The organism is Betaproteobacteria bacterium, from assembly GCA_016713305.1.
Taxonomy (GTDB): domain Bacteria; phylum Pseudomonadota; class Gammaproteobacteria; order Burkholderiales.
The window spans coordinates 476074-496061 of sequence record JADJPK010000004.1 but is presented as its reverse complement, the minus strand read 5'-3'; the positions used below and the strand labels follow the sequence as shown (position 1 = coordinate 496061).

The 19988-nt window shown below is 61.5% G+C and carries 17 protein-coding genes and 1 pseudogene; 7 read left to right on the top strand and 11 right to left on the bottom strand.

Annotation, left to right across the window (positions count from 1 at the left end):
- The first annotated feature begins 10 nt into the window (after nt 1–10).
- Nucleotides 11–616 carry a 5-formyltetrahydrofolate cyclo-ligase gene (locus IPK20_02980; GenBank protein MBK8015771.1) on the top strand — a complete coding sequence of 202 codons (606 nt, stop codon included), beginning with the start codon at nt 11–13 and terminating at the stop codon, nt 614–616.
- 194 nt (nt 617–810) lie between these two features.
- On the opposite strand, the gene waaA is transcribed toward IPK20_02980, so the two are convergent.
- Both waaA and waaC read right to left on the bottom strand, forming a co-directional pair.
- A complete protein-coding gene (gene waaA, locus IPK20_02975; protein ID MBK8015770.1) occupies nt 811–2076 on the bottom strand; it encodes a lipid IV(A) 3-deoxy-D-manno-octulosonic acid transferase in 1266 nt (421 codons plus the stop codon).
- Nucleotides 2073–3095, bottom strand: a complete 1023-nt coding sequence (gene waaC, locus IPK20_02970; GenBank protein MBK8015769.1) for a lipopolysaccharide heptosyltransferase I — start codon at nt 3093–3095, stop codon at nt 2073–2075. The genes waaA and waaC overlap by 4 nt, the downstream gene beginning before the upstream one ends.
- A gap of 167 nt (nt 3096–3262) precedes the next feature.
- Between waaC and IPK20_02965 the strand changes: the two genes are divergently transcribed.
- From IPK20_02965 to IPK20_02940, 6 genes and pseudogenes are all read left to right on the top strand, one after another.
- Nucleotides 3263–4660: an FAD/NAD(P)-binding protein gene (locus IPK20_02965; protein ID MBK8015768.1), complete on the top strand. Its 1398-nt coding sequence runs from the start codon at nt 3263–3265 to the stop codon at nt 4658–4660.
- Nucleotides 4661–4672: 12 nt separating this feature from the next.
- Nucleotides 4673–5302: an adenylyl-sulfate kinase gene (cysC, locus tag IPK20_02960; GenBank protein MBK8015767.1), complete on the top strand. Its 630-nt coding sequence runs from the start codon at nt 4673–4675 to the stop codon at nt 5300–5302.
- Nucleotides 5303–5353: 51 nt separating this feature from the next.
- Nucleotides 5354–6860 (top strand): annotated as a pseudogene (locus IPK20_02955) (radical SAM protein).
- A 132-nt stretch (nt 6861–6992) separates the two neighbouring features.
- Complete coding sequence (locus tag IPK20_02950; GenBank protein MBK8015766.1) at nt 6993–7988, top strand: kinase; 996 nt, start codon at nt 6993–6995, stop codon at nt 7986–7988.
- Nucleotides 7989–8019: 31 nt separating this feature from the next.
- Nucleotides 8020–9045 carry a thiamine pyrophosphate-dependent dehydrogenase E1 component subunit alpha gene (locus IPK20_02945; protein MBK8015765.1) on the top strand — a complete coding sequence of 342 codons (1026 nt, stop codon included), beginning with the start codon at nt 8020–8022 and terminating at the stop codon, nt 9043–9045.
- A gap of 14 nt (nt 9046–9059) precedes the next feature.
- A complete protein-coding gene (locus IPK20_02940; protein MBK8015764.1) occupies nt 9060–10100 on the top strand; it encodes an alpha-ketoacid dehydrogenase subunit beta in 1041 nt (346 codons plus the stop codon).
- A 61-nt stretch (nt 10101–10161) separates the two neighbouring features.
- Here the strand turns inward: IPK20_02940 and IPK20_02935 are convergent, their stop codons facing one another.
- The 9 genes from IPK20_02935 to IPK20_02895 all read right to left on the bottom strand — a co-directional run bounded on the left by IPK20_02935 (nt 10162) and on the right by IPK20_02895 (nt 19934).
- Nucleotides 10162–11046 carry a hypothetical protein gene (locus IPK20_02935; GenBank protein ID MBK8015763.1) on the bottom strand — a complete coding sequence of 295 codons (885 nt, stop codon included), beginning with the start codon at nt 11044–11046 and terminating at the stop codon, nt 10162–10164.
- A gap of 148 nt (nt 11047–11194) precedes the next feature.
- Nucleotides 11195–11899 (bottom strand): glycosyltransferase family 2 protein, encoded by a 705-nt coding sequence (locus IPK20_02930; protein ID MBK8015762.1) that lies wholly within the window; start codon nt 11897–11899, stop codon nt 11195–11197.
- A gap of 13 nt (nt 11900–11912) precedes the next feature.
- A complete protein-coding gene (locus tag IPK20_02925) occupies nt 11913–12557 on the bottom strand; it encodes a TVP38/TMEM64 family protein (GenBank protein MBK8015761.1) in 645 nt (214 codons plus the stop codon).
- 160 nt (nt 12558–12717) lie between these two features.
- Entirely contained in the window at nt 12718–14580 is a 1863-nt protein-coding gene (locus IPK20_02920) for a hypothetical protein (GenBank protein ID MBK8015760.1), read from the bottom strand.
- A gap of 69 nt (nt 14581–14649) precedes the next feature.
- The gene (locus IPK20_02915; protein ID MBK8015759.1) at nt 14650–16047 is read right to left on the bottom strand and encodes an ABC transporter ATP-binding protein; all 1398 of its coding nucleotides are present in this window, start codon (nt 16045–16047) and stop codon (nt 14650–14652) included.
- Nucleotides 16037–16783 carry an ABC transporter permease gene (locus tag IPK20_02910; GenBank protein MBK8015758.1) on the bottom strand — a complete coding sequence of 249 codons (747 nt, stop codon included), beginning with the start codon at nt 16781–16783 and terminating at the stop codon, nt 16037–16039. The genes IPK20_02915 and IPK20_02910 overlap by 11 nt, the downstream gene beginning before the upstream one ends.
- Nucleotides 16784–16995: 212 nt before the next feature.
- On the bottom strand, nt 16996–17973 hold the full coding sequence (locus tag IPK20_02905; GenBank protein MBK8015757.1) for a GDP-mannose 4,6-dehydratase: 978 nt from the start codon (nt 17971–17973) through the stop codon (nt 16996–16998).
- A 27-nt stretch (nt 17974–18000) separates the two neighbouring features.
- A complete protein-coding gene (locus IPK20_02900) occupies nt 18001–19755 on the bottom strand; it encodes a hypothetical protein (protein ID MBK8015756.1) in 1755 nt (584 codons plus the stop codon).
- Entirely contained in the window at nt 19752–19934 is a 183-nt protein-coding gene (locus tag IPK20_02895; protein MBK8015755.1) for a hypothetical protein, read from the bottom strand. The genes IPK20_02900 and IPK20_02895 overlap by 4 nt, the downstream gene beginning before the upstream one ends.
- Nucleotides 19935–19988: the final 54 nt, after the last annotated feature.

Genomic DNA, 19988 nt, shown 5'->3' with positions numbered 1-19988 from the left:
GGATACAGCGGTGCCCGCAGATCCGTCGATCGCGGAAGCGAAGCGCCGTCTGCGGGATGCGCTGAAGCGTCGCCGTGATGCCATGAGCCCGCAGGAAAGGGCGACGTCCTCTGCGGCGATCACCGACCGGTTGTGTGCCCTCGTCGCCCCGAAAGCCCAGGCCCGGCTGCTGAGTTACTCCTCGTTCGGATCCGAGTTCGACACGTCCGCCTTCCACGCGCGCATGCGGGATCGCGGGGTCCGGCTTCTGCTGCCAAGAATCGATCCAGCGACTCGTCGCCTCGACGTCTTCGAGGTTCCCGACGCACTGGAATGTCTTCTGCCGGGTCCCTGGGGAATCCTCGAACCGGATCCCGGACGGTGCAGCGCTGCGAACGGCGTCGTTCCCGACTGGGTGCTGGTCCCCGGGCTCGCATTCGACAGGAAAGGCAATCGCCTGGGATACGGCGCCGGCTTCTACGACCGCCTGCTGCCCGAGATTGCCGGCGCACCACGTTTCGCGGCCGCCTTCGATCTGCAGATCGTCGACGAGATCCCCGTGGATCGCCATGACCAGCGCGTCGGCATGCTGGTCACGGAATCCGGTGTGATCCACACCGGCCAGATTGCCCACTGATCTTCCCCCGCAGCATCCTGGGGGGGCGAGCGCCATCGCTCCGGTCATGGGCGAACAAGCGCCCGGGTGCTCCTGCCCTTGGGGTCGACGATCCGAAGGACGGCCGAGTGGAAAGAATTCATCGGTCGACTCTTCCTTCGGCACGTCTCGGCTTCGCCACCGCTTGCCGCTGCGGCTCGCCGCCGAATGACCGTTCAGACCGAAACCCGAGCCTCGACGAGCGCCATCACACGAGCCGTGGCGCCTCGATGCGCCTGCGCGAACTGCCTTCCCGCATCGGACATACGCCGACGGTCATCTGTCGAGGCGAGCAGGCGGGACGCCGTCTCCATCAGATCGTCCGCATCGTGGACCAGGCGAGCGGCACCTGTGGCCAACGCCTGAGCCGTAGCGTCCCGGAAATTGAAGGTGTGCGGACCCACCAGCACGGGTGTGCCTACCGCGCATGCCTCGATCAGATTCTGACCGCCCAGCGGCAACAGACTTCCGCCGACGAAGGCGATATCGGCCGAAAGGTAGTAAGCGAACAACTCTCCCATGCTATCGCCGAGGACCACCCGCGTATCGGGCTGGACCATGCGCTCGTCGCTGCGGCGCTGATAGCGCAGTCCGGCCGACCGGAGTGCCTGTTCCACGTCGGCGAATCGTTGCGGATGGCGCGGTACGATGACGAACAATGCGTCTCGCGGCTGCAATCGCGAAAGCGACGAGAGAAGCAATTGCTCCTCGCCTTCCCGGGTGCTCGCTGCCAGGAACACGGGCCGGGCAGTGCCGAACAGATCCCTCAGTCTCTGCCCCTGTTCACGGGCCGAATGAGGAGGCTCGATGTCGAATTTCAGGTTCCCCGCAATCTCGACGGTGCGTGCCCCCAGAGACTCCAGCCGTTGGGCGTCTGCGGGCGTCTGCGCGGCGATGCCCGCGAGATGACCGAGCGTCATCCGGGTAAGGCGGGCCATGCGCCGATATCCGCGGGCGGACTTTTCGGACAGGCGTGCGTTGACCAGAAATACGGGGATTCCGCGGCGGGCGGCCGCCATCGTCAGATTGGGCCACAGTTCCGTTTCCATGAGGACACCCATCGCGGGACGGAAGTGATCCATGAACGAAGCCACTGCGCCGGGGAGATCGTACGGGAGGTAGATCCTCACGACCGTATCGCCGAATAGCGACTCCCCCGTTTCCCTCCCGGTGGGCGTCGTGTGCGTCATCAGGATGCGATGGTCCGGATAATGTTCTGCAAGTTTCTTCACGAGCGGTTGTGCCGCACGGGTCTCGCCCACCGACACGGCATGGACCCACAAGCAGGGTTGCGGGGGGACGCCTTCGTAACGTCCGAACCGCTCGGCGATGTGCAGACGGTATGCCGGTTGACGTCTGCCACGCCACCACAGATGCAGGAGCGCGGCTGGCACCAGCGCCAGCAGGACCAGTCGATAAATGGCCAGCACCAGGCGGTTCATTGCAGATTCTTCAGCGCGTAGAGCACGTCCACCAAAGTGGGCGGGTTCCCCTTTCCACCCACATTCACTCCATTGCCGGGGGCCAGCACGCCCGTCGCCTCGGGATCCGTTGCAACGTAGATTCCAACGGTCTTCGTTCCGAGTGCCGCCGCGAAGTGGGTGAGTCCGGTGTCAACTCCGATGCAGAAGGCTGCTTTGCCGATCACTCCCGCCAGCGTGCGCAGTCCCAGACGGGGCGCGACGACCGCATCGCGAAGTCCTTCGGCCAGAGCAACCGCACGCGCGTGTTCTCCGGCCGATCCCCAGGGCAGGACGCTTGCGAGCCCTTCACCGGACAGATGCGCGATCAATTTCTTCCACTGGTATTCGGGCCAGAACTTGGCCTCTGCGCTCGACGCATGAAGCAGGACGGCAAATGGCTTCGACGGAAGCCACGAGTGCCGCTGGGATTCCGTGAGCCATGGCCGATCCGGATCGGCGGGCGAATCGTCATCGGTTTCCGCGGGCGGGAAATCAGGCGGGCGGATCCCGTAGTGGAGTCCTGCCGGCACGGCGTACCCGAGGGCCATCGCGGCCAGTTCCCGATTGCGCACAACCGCGTGCCTGCCCCAGGGCACCTTGTGGACACGATCGTAGAAGAATGAAAGCGGTTCCCGCGAACTGCGCCAGTCGAGTCCGTGATGGACGCCCGAGGAGGCGAGTCGCGAAACGAGGGCGCTCTTGAGCAGTCCCTGCGTGTCGATCACGGCGTCGTAGGTGCATTCATCGAGTTCGTGGCGAAGCTGCCGGATGTCGGCGCGAGTACCTGTGCCGAAGGGCCGCTTTCGCCACGCCCGGACACTGCACCCGAGGACCCGGTCAACGCCCGGATGCAGAGACGGAATCGACGCGAACGCACGCTCGACGACCCAGTCGATGCGAGCCTGCGGAAAAGCGGTCCGGATGTCCGAAACCACCGGCAGGTTGTGCACGACGTCGCCGAGTGAGGATGTCTTGACGAGAAGTATGGCGGGAGGCAATCAGCCGTGCCCGGAGGGGTTGAGATTTTGCCGGGTCATTATAATCAGCCCTTCCACGAGCCAGAATGCCTGATGCATCCTTCTTCCTCCACTGCTGGCCCATCCGGCGTGCCTGTTCCTGAATCGATCGAGTGCTCCGAGGGCAAGACCAGCGGCCCGCCACGACCATGACGAAGACGGTGGCGATCATCGGCGGGGGGTTCAGCGGCACTCTGGTCGCGTTGCACCTGTTGTCGGAATCTTCCTCCACGTTGCGCGTGGTTCTGGTGGAGCGGTCCGGCGCCGTGGGTCCAGGCCTTGCCTATCGAACCGACCGTCCCGAGCATCTGCTCAACGTTCCAGCCGGCAACATGAGCGCGCTGCCCGACCGCCCAGACGATTTCGTCGATTTTCTGCGCAGCCGGGACCCCGGCGCGGATCGAGGCCGGTTCGCGTCGCGCCGGGCATACGGTGAGTATCTTTCGGGCCTGCTGCAGCGATGCGCCCCGGAGGAATCGAATCGCAGGTTTACGGCGATGACCGGCGACGCCCACTCCATCCGGAGGGAGGAGGACGGTCGTGCCAGGATCGGGCTGGCGGACGGAACGATGCTCGTAGCCGATGCCGTCGTCCTCGCCATGGGCCACGGCAGCATCAGGATGCTGGAGTGCATGGGACGGCCGAAGTCCGGAGAGGGCTACATTCACGATCCCTGGCAGCCTGGGGCACTGGAGGCGGGCGCGCGCGCGTCGCGCGTCCTCGTGGTGGGGTCCGGCCTGACCGCGCTCGACGTGATGCTCACCCTGTCTGCCATCAATGACGGCGCCTCGATCGAATCGTGGTCGAGGCATGGACTGCGCCCCCTCGCACACAGGAATCCTGCAGCATTGCCCCGGGCCACCGCGATATCGGAGCGTCTCATGTCCGCACCTGCCTCCGTGCGCGCCTACATGCGCTTGCTGCGCGACGCCGTGCGCGAAGAGCAGGCTGGAGGGGCGGACTGGCGCGACGTGGTGGCGGGCATGCGTACGATCACGCCCGCGCTATGGCGGCGCCTGCCCGCCACCGAAAAGGCAAGGTTCCTGCGCCATGTGCAGCCCTACTGGGATGTGCACCGGCATCGATGCGCGCCGGAGCAGATGGCAGCGCTCGAGGATCTGGAGGGTGACGGCCGGGTCGTGTTCCGTGCTGCGCGGATTCTCCGGATCGTGCGCGATAGTGGCGAGGGCACCCCGTGGAATGTCCGGTACCGGCTCCGGGGCAGTGTTGAGGCGAGGACCTCGGAATTCGATCTGGTCGTCAATTGCACGGGTCCGCAGACGGACTTGCTGCGCATCGACGATCCCCTTCTCGGACAGCTCGCCCAGGCCGGCCGGCTGGCCGTGGACTTCCACGGGCTGGGCCTGCAGGTGGATGCGCGATATCGTCCCGTGGGCGCCGATGGAACGGTCATGCCGAACTGGTTCTATGCCGGGCCTTCCCTCAGAGCGATGGATTGGGAGGCGATCGCGGTTCCGGAGTTGCGACATCATGTGGTCCACGTGGCACGGCAGGTGATCGAACACCTTCGAGTGGGGAGGTCGTGAGGTGACGCGCCGATGAGCGGCATCCGGACGACGGGCCCCGTCCAGTGGCAGAACGGGAAGGTGGCAAGGTCCGACCGCGAACGTCTGCTCGGACAGCACGCGGTCACGGTGTGGCTCACCGGCTTGTCGGGTTCCGGCAAGACGACGCTGGCATTCGAACTAGAACGGCGGCTGGTGCAGGCGGGCCGGGCCTGCTACGTACTGGACGGCGACAACGTGCGCCACGGACTCACCGCGGATCTCGGGTTCTCGCCCGCGGATCGGAGCGAGAACATCCGGCGCGTCGCGGAAGTGGCGAACCTGATGAACGACGCCGGGCTCATCGTCATCACGGCCTTCATTTCCCCGTCGGTCACCGACCGCGCGCGCGCCCGTGCCGTCATCGGCAACGACCGGTTTCTCGAAGTGTTCCTGGCGGCCGACCTCGCGGTCTGCGAGGCCCGGGATCCGAAGGGACTGTATGCAAGGGCGAGAGCGGGGCAGATCCCGGAATTCACCGGAGTGTCGGCGCCCTACGATGTCCCGGAGTTTCCCGATCTGCTGCTCAGCACGGGCCGCGATTCAGTGGATCACTGCGTGGATGAGGTGATGCGGCTCATGACGGACAGGTTGTGGCTTAGCGGGCCGTCGGACCGACGGTGACCGAACTTTTTCTGGTATCTTGCAACATTCAATCGAAGGCAGTGCGTTGTCATGGCGAAAATCGCGGTCGACGTGTTGATGGTCAATCCTGGAAGTCGTGCGGCGGTTTACCAGGAACTGGGAAACGAGTTCTCGGCGATCGAGCCGCCTTCCCTTGCCGGATTGTTTGCCGAATACCTGCGTCGTCGGGGAAGAAGCGTGGCGATAATCGATGCTCCCGCACACAATCTCAGCCCGCAGCATGTGGCTGACGCGGTTTGCAGGGACTACGCGGCGACCTTGGTGGTCATGGTCGTCTATGGATTCCAGCCCTCCGCTTCCACGCAGAACATGCCTGCAGCCGGCGAGACCTGCCGTGCCATAAAGGCACTCGATCCGAACTGCCGCATCATGATGACGGGTACGCATCCGGCCGCGCTTCCGGAGCGAACAATGCGTGAGGAAGACATCGATTTCGTGTGTGACCGGGAGGGTCCCGAGACGATCCTCGGAACGGTACAGGCACTCTCCGGGAAAGCGATCGATTTCAGCGGGATTCCCAGCCTCTGGTACCGGCGGGACGGAGCGATCCTGTCCAATCCGCCGGGACCGCTCATGGATGACCTGGACAATGAAATGCCCGGCGTCGCCTGGGATCTGCTGCCGATGGACAAGTACCGGGCTCGCACTTGGCACTGCTTCGAGCACATCGACGACCGCCAGCCCCTATGTGTCCATGCACACGAGCCTGGGATGTCCTTACAAGTGCACCTTCTGCTGCATCAACGCGCCGTTCGGCAAGTCTTCCTACCGCATGTGGTCCCCCGAAGCCGTGATCAAGGAGATCGACATCCTGGTCAACCGCTACGGCGTGAAGAACATCAAGTTCGTGGACGAGATGTTCGTGCTCAACCGGGCGCACGTGATCGGCATCTGTGATCTCATCATCGAGCGCGGCTACGATCTCAACATCTGGGCATATGCGCGGGTGGACTCGGTCAAAGACGAGTTTCTGGACAAGCTCAATCGGGCTGGCTTTCGCTGGCTCGCGCTGGGCATCGAATCGGGCAGCAAGCACGTGCGGGATGGTGTGGAGAAAGGTCGTTTCGGGTCTTCGGAGATCATTGAGGTCGTGCGCAAGATCCAGGATGCGGGAATGAACGTCATCGGAAACTACATCTTCGGCTTGCCCGACGATACCTACGAATCCATGGAAGACACGCTGAATCTCGCCATCGAGGCCAATTGCGAGTTCGCCAACTTCTACTGCGCAATGGCATATCCTGGCTCAAAGCTCTACACGCTCGCGTCCGCCAACGGCTGGGATCTGCCGTCTAACTGGATCGGCTACTCTCAGCACAGCTACGAGACGTTCCCCTTGCGCACTGAAGCGCTCACGAATGCGCAGGTACTCAAGTTCCGAGACGAAGCGTTCCATCGGTATTTCACGAATCCTCGCTATCTCGAGCTGGTTGAGCGCAAGTTCGGACCCAAGGTTCTGCAGCACGTGAAGGACATGACGGCGATCAAACTCAAGCGTCAGCTCTACTCGGACGCGTCCGTTGCTGCGGCAGCCTGAGACCCGTCGCAGCGCCTCATCTGTCCGGAAGCCATATCGGGGACAGAGTTCGATTCCGTGAGAACCGTGCGTGGCGGTTCCGTACCAATTCGCGGGAAACCGTAACAGCGATCGGCCGCAGAGCTGACTCTTATGATCATCACCAGAACACCCTTCAGAATTTCGTTCTTCGGCGGTGGAACAGACTATCCGGCTTGGTATCGGTCAAACAGCGGTGCCGTTCTCGCGACGACCATAGACAAGTACTGCTATGTATCTTGCCGGTATCTGCCGCCGTTCTTCGAGCACAAGCATCGGCTCGTGTACTCGAAGATCGAGAACGTCAAGACGGTCGACGAGATTGTTCACCCCGCCGTGCGTGCGATCCTTACGGACATGGGGTGCGAACGTGGACTGGAGATCCACCACGACGGCGATCTTCCTGCAAGATCCGGGCTGGGCTCCAGTTCATCGTTCACAGTTGGCCTGATTCATACGCTGCTTGCCTTGCAGGGTCGATACGTCTCCAAGGAGTACCTTGCCTCCGAAGCCATCCGGATGGAACAGGAGGTCATGCGCGAGCACGTTGGATCCCAAGATCAGGTCTCGGCCGCGTACGGCGGTTTCAACGTGATCGAGTTCACTCGGGACGACACATTCATCGTAAACCCGATGATAGTTTCCAAGCCTCGACTGGACGACTTGCAGAGTCATCTCATGCTCTTCTTCACGGGGCTTTCCCGGTTTGCCTCGGAGGTGGCGAAGTCCAAGATCGACAACTTCGGAAAGAAGGAACGCGAGCTTCTGCGGATGCGCGAAATGGTGACGGAAGCCATCATGATCCTTCAGAACATGGATGCTCCGATCACCGAATTCGGTGAACTGCTCGCTGAGGGTTGGGAGCACAAGAGATCGCTTTCGGACAAGGTGTCCACACCCGAAATCGACGAGATCTACGATACCGGTCGCAAGGCCGGTGCCATCGGCGGCAAGCTCCTGGGCGCGGGCGGAGGCGGATTTCTACTGCTGTTCGCCCAGCCTGAGAAGCAACCGGCCATACTCAAGGCGTTGAAACAACTCGTGCACGTGCCCTTCCGGTTCGAGAGTGCCGGCAGCAGGGTGGTGCTCTATCAGCCGAACGGCCTGTGAGCCGGCGGCAACGTCATTTCGGGAGCATTCGTTGATTCGATACCGCTACGAGGGCACCGGGTTCCACGACTGGGAAACCCGCACCCTGAATGCATCACCGGACCAGCTGCTGGGCCTGCTGAAGTCGATGATTCGCATCCGTGTGATCGAGGAAGAGATCGAACGGCGTTATCACCAGGATCAGATGAAGACGCCGATCCATCTGGTGATCGGACAGGAAGCCACCGCTGTCGGCTTTTGCGCTGCGCTGACCAGGGAGGATCTGCTCTACAGCGGTCACAGGACGCACGGAGCCTATCTGGCCAAAGGCGGCGATCTCAATGCGATGCTTTGCGAAATGCACTGCCGGATCAATGGCTGCGTGGCGTCCCGGGGAGGTTCGATGCACCTCATCGACAAGAGTGTCGGCATGGTCGGCACCTCCGCGATCGTGGGGGGGGCGGTGCCGATCACAGCGGGAGCGGCCCTGTCGCTCAAGATGCGCAGGTCGGATCGTGTGGCGGCCGTGTTTCTGGGGGATGCGACGACCGAAGAGGGAGTGGTGTCCGAGACGCTCAATTTCGCCGCGCTGAAGGCCCTGCCGATGATCTTCTTCTGCGAGAACAATTTCTATTCGGTGCAGTCGCCCCTGGCCACCCGGCAACCCACGCGAGACCTGCGTGACTGGGCGGCAGGTCACGGCGTCACGAGTATTCGGGTGGACGGCACCAATGTTCTGGCGGTGAGAGAAGCCGCGCTCGAAGCCGTCGCCCGGGCGCGGGCCGGGGACGGTCCGACGTTCATCGAAGCCCGTGTTTACCGTTACCGCGCGCATGGCGGAGCTGGCGACGACAGCAAGACGGGATACCGCGACATCGCCGAGAGGGAGCACTGGGAAGCCGTCGATCCCATCTCAAGGTTCAGCGAATTTCTTTCCCGCCGCAACGTTCTGGGGGAAGGCGTGGCGGCTCGCATGCAGGCAGAGGCTCTGGCGGAAACGGAGAAGGCCTTCGAGTTCGCACTCGCGAGCCCCAATCCGGAAGAGAAGGATCTCTACACCCATGTGTACAGCGATTGAGTGGAGCGTGAGCCATGCCCTGGGATGAAGGACTCGTCAACTCCCTCGTATACGAAGGGCCTGATCCGTCGGAAGGACGGGTATTGAGCTACCCGAAGGCCGTAAACGAGGCCTTGACGCTCGCGATGCAGCACGACTCGGGTGTGTTCGTTCTGGGGCAGGGAGTCGACGACCCGAGTGCCATGTTCGGCACCACGCGCGGCCTACAGGAAATCTTTGGGGCCGAGCGAGTCTTCGATACACCCGTCGCAGAAGAGTCGATGATGGGCATGTGCACCGGCGCTGCCATGAACGGCATGCGCCCGGTCTACATGCACAATCGTCCGGACTTCATCCTTCTCGCGTTCAATCAGTTGGTCACGCACGCATCGAAGTTCCACTTCATGGACAACGGCCAGACGACCGTGCCGATGGTGGTGTGGGCTGCGATTGGACGGGGCTGGGGATCGGGTGCGCAACATTCGCAGGCGATCCAGGGACTTCTCCTGGGTGTGCCGGGGCTCAAGATCGTCATGCCGTCCACTCCCGCGGACGCAAAGGGGCTGCTGCTGGCTGCTATCGCGGACAACAACCCGGTCCTCGTATTCGAGCACCGTTGGCTCATGAAGAAGGACGGCGTCGTTCCGGAAGGGATCTACCAGGTGCCCCTGGGTCACGGCGTGTATCGCCGGCGCGGCAAGGATCTCACAGTGGTGGGCGCGTCGCATGCCATCGAACTTGCGGGACAGGCGGCCGACCAACTGGCGGCGGACGAAGGTATTGATGTAGAGGTGATTGATCTTCGCACGCTGAAGCCGCTCGATGAACGCATCATCGAGGAATCGCTTTCCAAGACGGGGCGCCTGATGGTCGTGGATACGGGATGGTCCATGGGAGGTGTCTGCGCAGAGATCGGTTGTCTGGCGGCGGAGAAGTGGTTCCACTTGCTGAAAGGTCCCATCCGTCGCGTCGCATTGCCCGACATTCCCACGCCTGCGGGATTCACACTGGAGCAGGTCTACTATCCGGATGTGGCGCGGATGAAGGCCACGTTCAAGTCGGCAGTGCATCGTTAGCGCGGATGTCGACCTTTCATCGCTCCGTGACGTCGGGCATCGTACCTCCTGTACCCGGCGATCAGCGTCTCAGAGGCCCGAGCCAGCCTCGCGCTGCCACGTAGCGGCCGACGAACCAGTACCAGAGGAACGCGCGCCACCGGATCGGGAGGTCTTTGTCCAACAGGAAAATGCGTGTGTAGAGGATCACCGCTCCAGCGATGCTCTCCGCAGTGCATGGATTCGAGGGGGTGAGATCTGACGCCCCCGGGGACTCGCCATGAATGACGCGAAGCAGCCGGCGCGCGCCGGATTTTCTGGTGCCCGCGAGAGAAACGAACGTCGGATCGTCTTTGAAGCGGTCTCTCCGCTGGTAGGTTTCGTCAAAGGCACCCTTGCCGACCCGGTAGTGAAGATGCTCGAAGATCACATCGGGCAGGTAGCGAATCCGAGGCTCCCCGGCTTTTTGCAGTCTCTGAAAGATATCCACGAGGTGGGAGTCGATGAAGGCACCCCGGTAGACCGGGGGATACGGCTCCGCTAGCAGCTCGCACGTTCGTCTCGACAACACTGGAAACGTGCACCACGCGCGGTTCTTGAAGAGATCGTTGCCATACGCCAGATAGATCTTGTCGGCGAATTCCAGATCCACCTGTCGCAGACGGTCGTCCCATCCTCCGGTCCGCATCACCATGTCATCGTTGGCGAGCATGATGATGTCGCCGCGGGCTCGTTCGAGACACTTGGTGTTGTAGGCGCCCATCGTGTCAGGAGGCCCCACGATGCGAACCACCTGCAGCACCTCGTCAGCCAGACAATGGCTCGGTGCGTCGTCCTCGTCGACATACAAGACGACTTCGATCCTATCCAGCTGGTGGGTTGTCTCCCGAATGCTCTTGAAGAGCCGCTCCACGAGTTGGGGTCTGCCCCGCGTGGGCAGGAGCAGCGAGATGAATCCTGAATTCATGGATGGACGGTGCTGTTGGGTGGGTACTCGTCCCGAACGGCCTGTTCTGCGTGCGTAGTCGCAGTCGACAATTCTCGTGCTCGGCTCAGCAGAATGGCGTGCACCCTGAACAAGCGGGTTGCTGGAAGGGGGCCAGGGCGGTTAATGCTCATCTCCAGCAGAACAACTCACGAAGGAACTGGAAATAGTATGCGGCGCCCCATTTGAGCACCTGTAGTTTTCGCTTTCCTCCGATCCTGGGTGGTTCGTCCCCTGGGATCTCGGTCACCCTGAGACGCTTCTTGGCGGCCCGCACGGAAAGCAGTGGTTCCCAGCTTATCTTGGTGCAAAACAGCTTCTCCGCCGTGGAATACGCATCGTCGCGGTCCAGTTCCAACTTGTACACCAGCTCCTTTCGATACGCGCGAAAAATGACCATCGCGTCGGTGTAGCGGCCACCGTGGAGAAGATTGACAGTCTTGGTGAACAGCCAGTTTCCGAAGCCTGTCACCAGGCTGTCGTCTGTGCTCTTTGCGCCATCGAGATAGCGAGACGCGATCACCATGTCGTATCCCTGGGCCATCGTCCGGATCAGATCCGGAATGAGCGACGCTATGGAATTTCCGTCCGGGCTGAACGTGATGATCACATCGCCAGTGACCAGAGGCATGACCTCCGTATACGCATGACGAAATCCTCGCTGCTTCTGGATATACACCTCGTATCCATTCTCGCGCGACCATTCGATCGTTCCATCCGTGGAGCCCCCATCGACGACGATGATCTGATCACACCAGCTTCTGTTCACCTGGGGCATGATGGCCCGCATTCCGTCGATCTCGTTGAGGGTCATCACGAGCAGGGTTGTTCTCATCGATATCATTGATTCAGGAATGACGGGATAGATGCTTGCGCAGCAGCGGCGCGCCGAAGGCAATCGCAGTGACAACGGCCGAAGCGGTCATGACGTTCACGACCAGCGCACGGGTTTCACCGGCCAGGACCAAGCTGCCTACCGACGCGCCGATGGCTGCAATGAACATTGCTGGAGGTGCGACAAAGACGAACGTCGCCCAGAAGTAAGGGCAGACGCGAATGGCGCTCACACCGAACAGCCAGTTGACGGGACCGAAAGGAAAGATCGGATTCACCCGGGTGAATGCCACGGTCTTCCACCCCGGGCCGGCGAGTTCGGTGGCAAGCCAGTTGCGTGTCCTTCCTCGTGCCAACCTCAGCACGTGATCGCGCAGCAGATACCTAGCTGTGAGGAACGCGAGCAGCGCACCGAGCGTGGCGCCAATCACCGTGTAAAGCGTCCCGAGATATGTGCCCCACAAGAATCCGGCAGCCAAATTCATCGGCAGGGTCGGTAACAGCGCAAACACCATGATCGCGTACACAGACACGAAGAGCACGGGCGCGATAGTGGGATGTTGTCTGAGCAGCGCCAGGACTGTCTCTGGAACGAAATAGCCGCGCTGTTTCATGAACAGAAGCGCTGCGACCGTCAGACCAAGGACGACGATGAACAAGAGGTGCTTCAGGCCGAATCGAGGCGCGCTGCGAACGTGAACCTCCACTGCGTCGTGTTCGGTAGAGATGACGCACCTGCCCGCTTTGCGGTCGACACAAGAACTCGAGCGCGTCACCTGGTGGGAACCAGTCTGATCGATCATCTGGGTTGCGAACCGTTCAGGAGAGCCAGCTCCGGAAAACGCGCAGCGGCGCCGTGAGACGCCATGACTTGGATCCGAGAATGAATCGGATCCTCTGCTGCAGTTCCTCGATCTCGTGACCAAGCGCGATCAGCCGCTCGTTGGCCACGGTCTGCTCGGCCACCATTCTCGCTTCCATCTGGCGTTTCTGTTCAAGCGAGGCCTTCACTTCATCCATCTCCAGATTGCGGCGCGCAAGCTGCTCATCGAGCGACGAAATACTGGATCGCAACGACTCGGCTTCCGCCAGGTGACCCTCGTTCTGTCGCCGGAGATTCTCGAGTTCCGCGACAGTGCTGCCCAGTTGTCCGGCCAACTCCACATGCCGGGCTTCGTCTCGCTGCGACTGCACTTCGCGGGACTGCAATCGGACAAGCAGCGCATCCTTCTCGGCTCGTTGACGGTCCAGTTCAGATTCGGCACTCCTCAATTGCGAGCGCAGATCTTCCCGCTCCGACTGCTCCTGGCTGCGCAAGGAGTGGACTTCCTCAAGTTTCGTCAGCAATTCCCTGGCGGCTTGATCGTGCTGGCGGAGCTGGGCTTGAAGATCCTCCGTGTGTCGGGCGTGAGCCTCCACCAGCAGATCCGTCGTAGAGCCTCGCTCATCCAACTCTCCACGCAGGCGTGAGATCGTCTCCGCATACTTCGCGAGATCGTTCTCCAGCGATGTGATGCGCTGCGCGTGTCCTTCCTCGACGCGCAGGCTGCGTTCAAGAACTGCGTGCAGGGACGCGAGGGCCGAATCGACGTCACTGGAGGTCGAGGCACGCGCATTCAAGCTGCCTTCCAGAGCGGCGAGCTTTTCCTCCATCCTTGCCACGGTTGCGCGAGTCAACTCGTTGTATGCCGTCGCATCGCGCACCTGCACCGCGATCGCCATCTGGCTTTCGTGGATTCTGAGATACAGGCCGCGAATGGCACTTGGAGAGAATACGAAGTCGCTGCTGATCGGAATGGGCAACGCGTCCGGTCCCTCGGGGGAATCGCCCGATGTGCCAGCCTTTTCGAAGCGGGGCACGCACGGCGCTCGGGTCGATTCGAACGCTCTCAACACGGCGCCGGCCCTTGTCGGAGTCTGCTCGGCAAACTGGAGGGAAGAGATTGCGATGAGCTCCTCAAAGAGCGCGGAACTCCAACTGTCCAGTTCTCCATCGGATCGCTGGCGTTCCAGTCTGCGTTCCGGAAACGCTCTGTTCAGTGCAGTACCGACGAGGGTCTCGAGCGCATCCTGGACGTGCGTCTCGAACAGATCGGGGTAATGGAGGAAATAGATCTCGCGACCGGACCGTCTGAGGCCCAGAACGCGCAGGTACATGTTCCTCCAGCCCTCATACAGGTCTGCTACGCTGATCCGGAGGTCATGCAGGTACGAAGCGCTTTGAGCCTCGTGCAGAATGCTCCGGACGACGGCACCAGGATGGCGAAAGACGCAAAGTGCCACCGACCCCGGTGCGGAATCCATCCATGCGTCGATAGTGAAGCAGAAGCGAGGGTCCTTGTACGCAAAGGGCGTACGGGCAGTGAGCGCCGAGATCTGGGCCGACTGACTGACGGTGGGGTGACAGCGGAACTCGGCGGGAAGCCTTGCCAGCCAGTATTGGCCGTCGCGGTAGTAGCTCTTGAGAAAGGCGGAGGCCTCTGCGCCGAACGATTCCTCGACCGACGAGACGACGATGCTCTCGTTGAGGGTGTTGATCGTCCAGTTCTCGAAGAAGCCCTTGGGATTGGCCTCGCGAGGCTGATAGAGGTCATCTCCCTGAAAGTAACCGCCATCGGAGAACATGCCGGCGAGCATGCTGGTTCCGCTTCGGCCGGATCCGCAGATGAAGACGCTTCTCATGAGAAACTGAGCATACCTAATGAGTGTGAAGATGTCCGGGCAGGCGTTCGGACGTAAACATCGTTCCGGTCAAGAGTACAGTCCACCAGCAACAGTGTCGTTGGCACAGGCCGGTGACCCATTGTCTCGCCTCAACTGCAGTCGGGGAGGCTCGGCGGCGGAATCGAGGAGGCCGAATGCGTACTGGCGCTCTGGTGAGAGCATCCGGAACATCGCCTTGTCGACGATGCGATGCAGGCACTGGGGTTCATGATTGGACCACACGCCACCTCCGATGAAATAGCATCCTGGCGGCAACCGCATTTCCACGCGGAATCTCACTTCGAAACGGGAGTTCGAAGGCACCCGCTCAAGTGTCTCGCCCTGGTGCGGATACCGCTGACCCGCTACGACGATGCCGTTGATGCTGCGCAGATGGATCCCGAAATGCACGAGCCTGGCCTCGCCGTGAAAGATGCCTGCCGAGATCACAGTGTAGGCACGACCTGGCTCGAGCACGTTCACGACGCGACCCAAGTCATCCACGATCCGTATGTCCTCGATTTCAGCGCCCTGAACCGGATAGGACACGGTCGATGTGGGCACCAGATCCGGGTCGAAGCCGCATAAGGATGGTGGGGCCGCCTCTTCCTCTTGCGGCGATGATGCCGACAAGGTCCCCGGACTGTCCAGGGACTGACGGGAATCGCCCTCCTGCATCTGGCGCGCGAGCGACTCCTGCTCCTCGCGCGGCGCATAGATGAGGCGCTGGTACGCGCGGACAGTCGCCAAGGGAGCTCCCATTGCGAGACGCTGACCATGATCGAGCAGAAGGACTCGGTCACACAGGGACAGCACCGTCTCGGCCACGTGCGAAACGAAAAGGATCGACGTCCCCTTGCGTTTCAGATCCTCGATCCGGGCAAAGCACTTCCGCTGGAAGCGCTCGTCCCCCACGGCAAGAGCTTCGTCCACCACAAGGATGTCCGGTTCCACACAGGCCTGAATGGCGAACGCCAGGCGCACCACCATTCCGCTCGAGAAGGTCTTGATCGGTTGGTCGACGAACTCGCCAATTTCCGCGAAATCGATGATCTCTTCGTACCTCCTTTCGAGTTCCGCGGTGGAAAGGCCCAGGATGGAACCATTGATGAAGACGTTCTCCCTGCCCGTGAAATCGGGGCTGAAGCCGGCTCCCAGTTCCAGCAAGGCCGCCACGCGGCCCCGGACGTCGACCTCTCCCTGGGTTGGTGTCAACGTGCCGCAAACAATCTGCAGAAGAGTGGACTTGCCGGAGCCGTTGCGGCCGATGATGCCGACAGACTCGCCGCGCCGAACGTCGAATGACACGTTCCGTACAGCCCAGAACTCCCGGTAAAGCGACTTGCGCCCGGAACTCAAGAATTGAAGGAGTCGATCGCGGGGTTGGCGGTAGATGTGATAGCACTTCCCCACTCCTGAAACGCGGATGGCGGATTCAGAGGACATCTGCGAAGCCTCTTCGGGTCTTCTGGAACCATGAGAAGCCGGCCTGCGCCACGCACAGGCTCACCAGTGCGTACGCGCCCAGTCGAAACCAGGCGGGATTGTTGCCGACCACGACGACGTCTCGTACCTGCTCGATGATAAAGGTGAGTGGATTGAGGAACAGCAGCGGCCGGATCTCCTTGGGCAACACCGAGGCCGGATAGAAGATGGGGCTCATGAACAGCAGCACGGTCACGGCGATGTTCACCAACTGTCCGATGTCTCGCACGTACGTGCCCAGGGACGCAAGAAACCAGCTCACGCCCATCGTGAAGACGATCAGCGGAGCGAGAATCAACGGAAGAAACACGACGGTCCAGTTGATTCCCCCATAGATCCAAGCGTAGCCAGTCAGCAGTACGATGACGCTCAGGAGAGAGTGGATCAGAACCGACCCCATGGAGACCCACGGGAGCATCTCGAGAGGAAAGACGACCTTCTTTACATAGTTCGGATTCGAAAGAATAAGCGAGGGCGCTCGGACGACGCACTCTGCGAAGAGCCCGTGAACGATGAGCCCGGCGAAGAGAAAAAGTGCGAACTCGGTCTTCGACCCGGTCTCGGCTCCCCAGCGGGCTTTGAGCACGAAGCTGAACACGAACGTGTATATGGCCAGCATCAGGAGCGGGGTGAGGAACGACCACACGATGCCGAGCACGGAACCTCGATAGCGGCCGATCACCTCCCGACGCGTCATCTGCCAGACCAGTGCACGATGATTCCAGAAGCTCTGCAGAATCGGTGGAAGCTTGGTCATGAATGCGCGAGGATGCTGGTAGACGATAGGATGCGGTCCGAGTGCATCGGCTGCGGCGCGCAAGATCCGCACGACCGCGAGACAGTAGCCCGTCGCGCATCTGGCGCTGTCTCCGGGAGCCGTGGACGGATGACTTGCAGCACGGTGAGCCTTCAGTCGCGTGCCGTCTTTTCCATCAGCGCCTTGCTCATCCTCTCGATGACGCCACGCATGCGGATGCGGGGCTCCCAGCCGAGACTGACGCGCGCTTTGCTCGGGTCTCCACAACTCCACGCGATGTCGGCAGGTCGATACTGGTCGCGATGCGTCTTCACGTGATCATTCCAGTCCATCCCATGATCGGCGAAGGCCTCCCTCACGAAGTCGGCCAGGGAATTCGCCTCTCCCGTTGCGACGATGTAGTCGTCGGGAACGTCCTGCTGAAGCATGCGCCACATGGCGTCCACGTATTCCTCCGCCCAGCCCCAGTCTCGCACCACGTCCAGCCGCCCGAGGGTCAGAGTCTCGCCGGAGCCGTTCACGATACGCGCGGCGGCCGATACGATCTTCTGTGTCACGAATCGTTCCGGACGAAACTGTGATTCATGGTTGAAAAGTATGCCGTTGCAGGCGAACAATCCGTAGGCATCCCGGTAGTTGGCCACCAGCCAGTGCGCCGAGGCTTTGGCGACGGCATACGGACTTCTCGGTCGGAACGGCGTTTCTTCAGTGGCCGGCACGTGACCAAGCTCCCCGAAGCACTCGCTCGAACTCGCGTGGTAGATCCGGATGGGTCTTTCGAGGAACCGGATTGCCTCCAGAAGGTTGAGCGTTCCGGAAGTGATGCTCTCGAGGGTCTCGACAGGCTGTTCAAACGACAGGCCGACTGAACTCTGCGCGGCCAGAAAATATACCTCATCGGCATTGCTTTTCGTGAGCGCCGAAAGCACGCTCCTGAAATCGTTCGGCGCCATGGAAAGCAGGGTGACGCTGTCCTTGACGCCCAGTTCCTGAAGCGTGGAGAACCGAGATATCTGGGAGTCGCGCGACGTTCCCCATACCTCGTATCCTCTGCCTAGAAGATGCACCGCCAGGAGGCTGCCATCCTGCCCGCCAATACCGCAGATCAACGCTCTTCTTGCCTTAGCCACGACGCATGGTCTCTGTCTGTCACCGGTTCAGGACCGGATTTCGTTATCGCCAGAATCCGTCGAATGCGATGCGCCGGGGAACACCGGCAACTGCGGATTCAATGTCCACACCGAGCCATTGTCCCATCGTATCGATTCAGTGCTCTTGTCGTACCGGCCCGACAGCTTCCAGGCCGGCACCTCGAGAGTATCGCCTTTGTCGGTGGCGGCAGCCCGGTCGCCAGCACCATTGACGACGTACAGGGTGCCTTCGTCGGAGAGCGCGATATAGGCTTTGCGCCGGAGATCGGCATACCCGCCCTCGTCGTAAAGGCCGACCCAGACCCGCATCTGGCCAGGCGTTCTGCCCGCGGGATCGGCCCTCGCCGCCGCCAGTCCGGCGGCGAGGGCCGGCAACCTGGTGGAGAAGCACATGATGGTGACCACTCCGTCATTCCGCGCCACGCGGTCGTAATAGTCGAATTCCCACGGGCAGACGCGCGTCTCCTGAAGCAGATACTCCAGTTCAAAAGGCAATTCTATGCGATCGAGGTTCTTTCCGAGACGCAAGAAGTCTCGGGTTAGCTCGCGCAGGTTGTAACGGGCGGACCGCGCATCCGTCAAGGCGAACTTGTTCGTCTTCATCAGGAAGATATCGGAGAGTGTTTGCGCTCTGCGCGGATAGTAGTGATAGTCCTTGTAGGCGTAGTTCGTGGAAACGAAGTTGGCGAAGTTGGCCGTGATGAGCATGCCCATGCCGAGCAGGAGCGCCGGCAATGGTCCGCGGTGCGTTCCGAGCATTGTGGTCACGAGAAGGACGAAAGGCAATCCGGTGAAGACACCGTACCAATACACTCCCCAGATCGGATGCGGTGTGATCCACATGAGTCCGCCGTGGAATAGCAGTGCCGACGCAAACAGCAGAGTCGCGCGCCAGGCCCAACGGGACACCGGCCCCGTTTGCCCGGCATTGACCTGTCCGGAGCGGGTCCCCTGCCGCAGTCTCAGATATAGCGCAACCGTCAAGGCAGCGAGGGTCGCGATCCCGAGGAACTTCAGCAGGCCCCATCCTGGTGCCCACATCAGAGCGAGACCTGACAGGTCTCGCAACGCCAGTCCCGCGTCCACCATCACTGCCGTACCCAGTTCCGCGTACCCGCTCGCCGTCTGATCGAGCGTGAATATCGACAGGGCCTTGTCCAGCAGGTTGTACCGGCCGTTGCTGCAGTGATGGAAGCATGTGACCGGAAAGCCTGCCATGGCATGCAGGGCCGGAAGTACCGTCGTCGCGATCCACAGATAGGACAGCGCGACTCCGGCTGCCAGGATAGGCAGCGCGAACGCCATGCGGCTACGGTTCCACGGGCAAAGGCAGGCGATCACGAATAGAGAGAAGAACGCGATCTCGTCGGTGAAGAGAGAGACGAGGAGCACGAGGCAGATGACTAGATAGGCGCGCGTCACTGCCCACCTGCTGGAATGAGGTGACAGCGTCACGTGAAGACGAACGGTAAGGTAGGCGAGTGCATTGATGAAGCACAGTGCCATGGCTTTGCCAGGGCGAAACCCCATGGCAACGAGAGAAAGCACGGCAGGCGAGGACACGAATAGTGCCGTGCCCAGCAATGACTGCCACGAGGGGCGCCCGAGGCTCCGCAAGGTCCTGTACAGGAACCAGGGGGCGAGCGTCAGTGCGAAGATCCACGCTATCGAAAAGGAGGGATGCGGCAGCGCGAATTCGGCGAACCAGCCCCGCAGACGGGTGTCCACCAGTTCACCAGCACTCGATAGAAGACGCGTCATTCGGGGGCGCCGGCCTCCCAGACGGGCCAGTTGAACATGTCCCGGATCCCCGGACCGCCCGACCCTGTCCAAGCCAGCATGGCCTCGCGTTTGACGAGATTTTCCGGGTGGGCCCAGACCACCTGATAGTCGCCCAGGAAATGCAGGATCGTGCCGAACGAGAGCGCGAGGATCCCCACGCAACGATGTTCAGGTATATTTCACGATTGATCTTTTCGAGGCATCTCATGCTC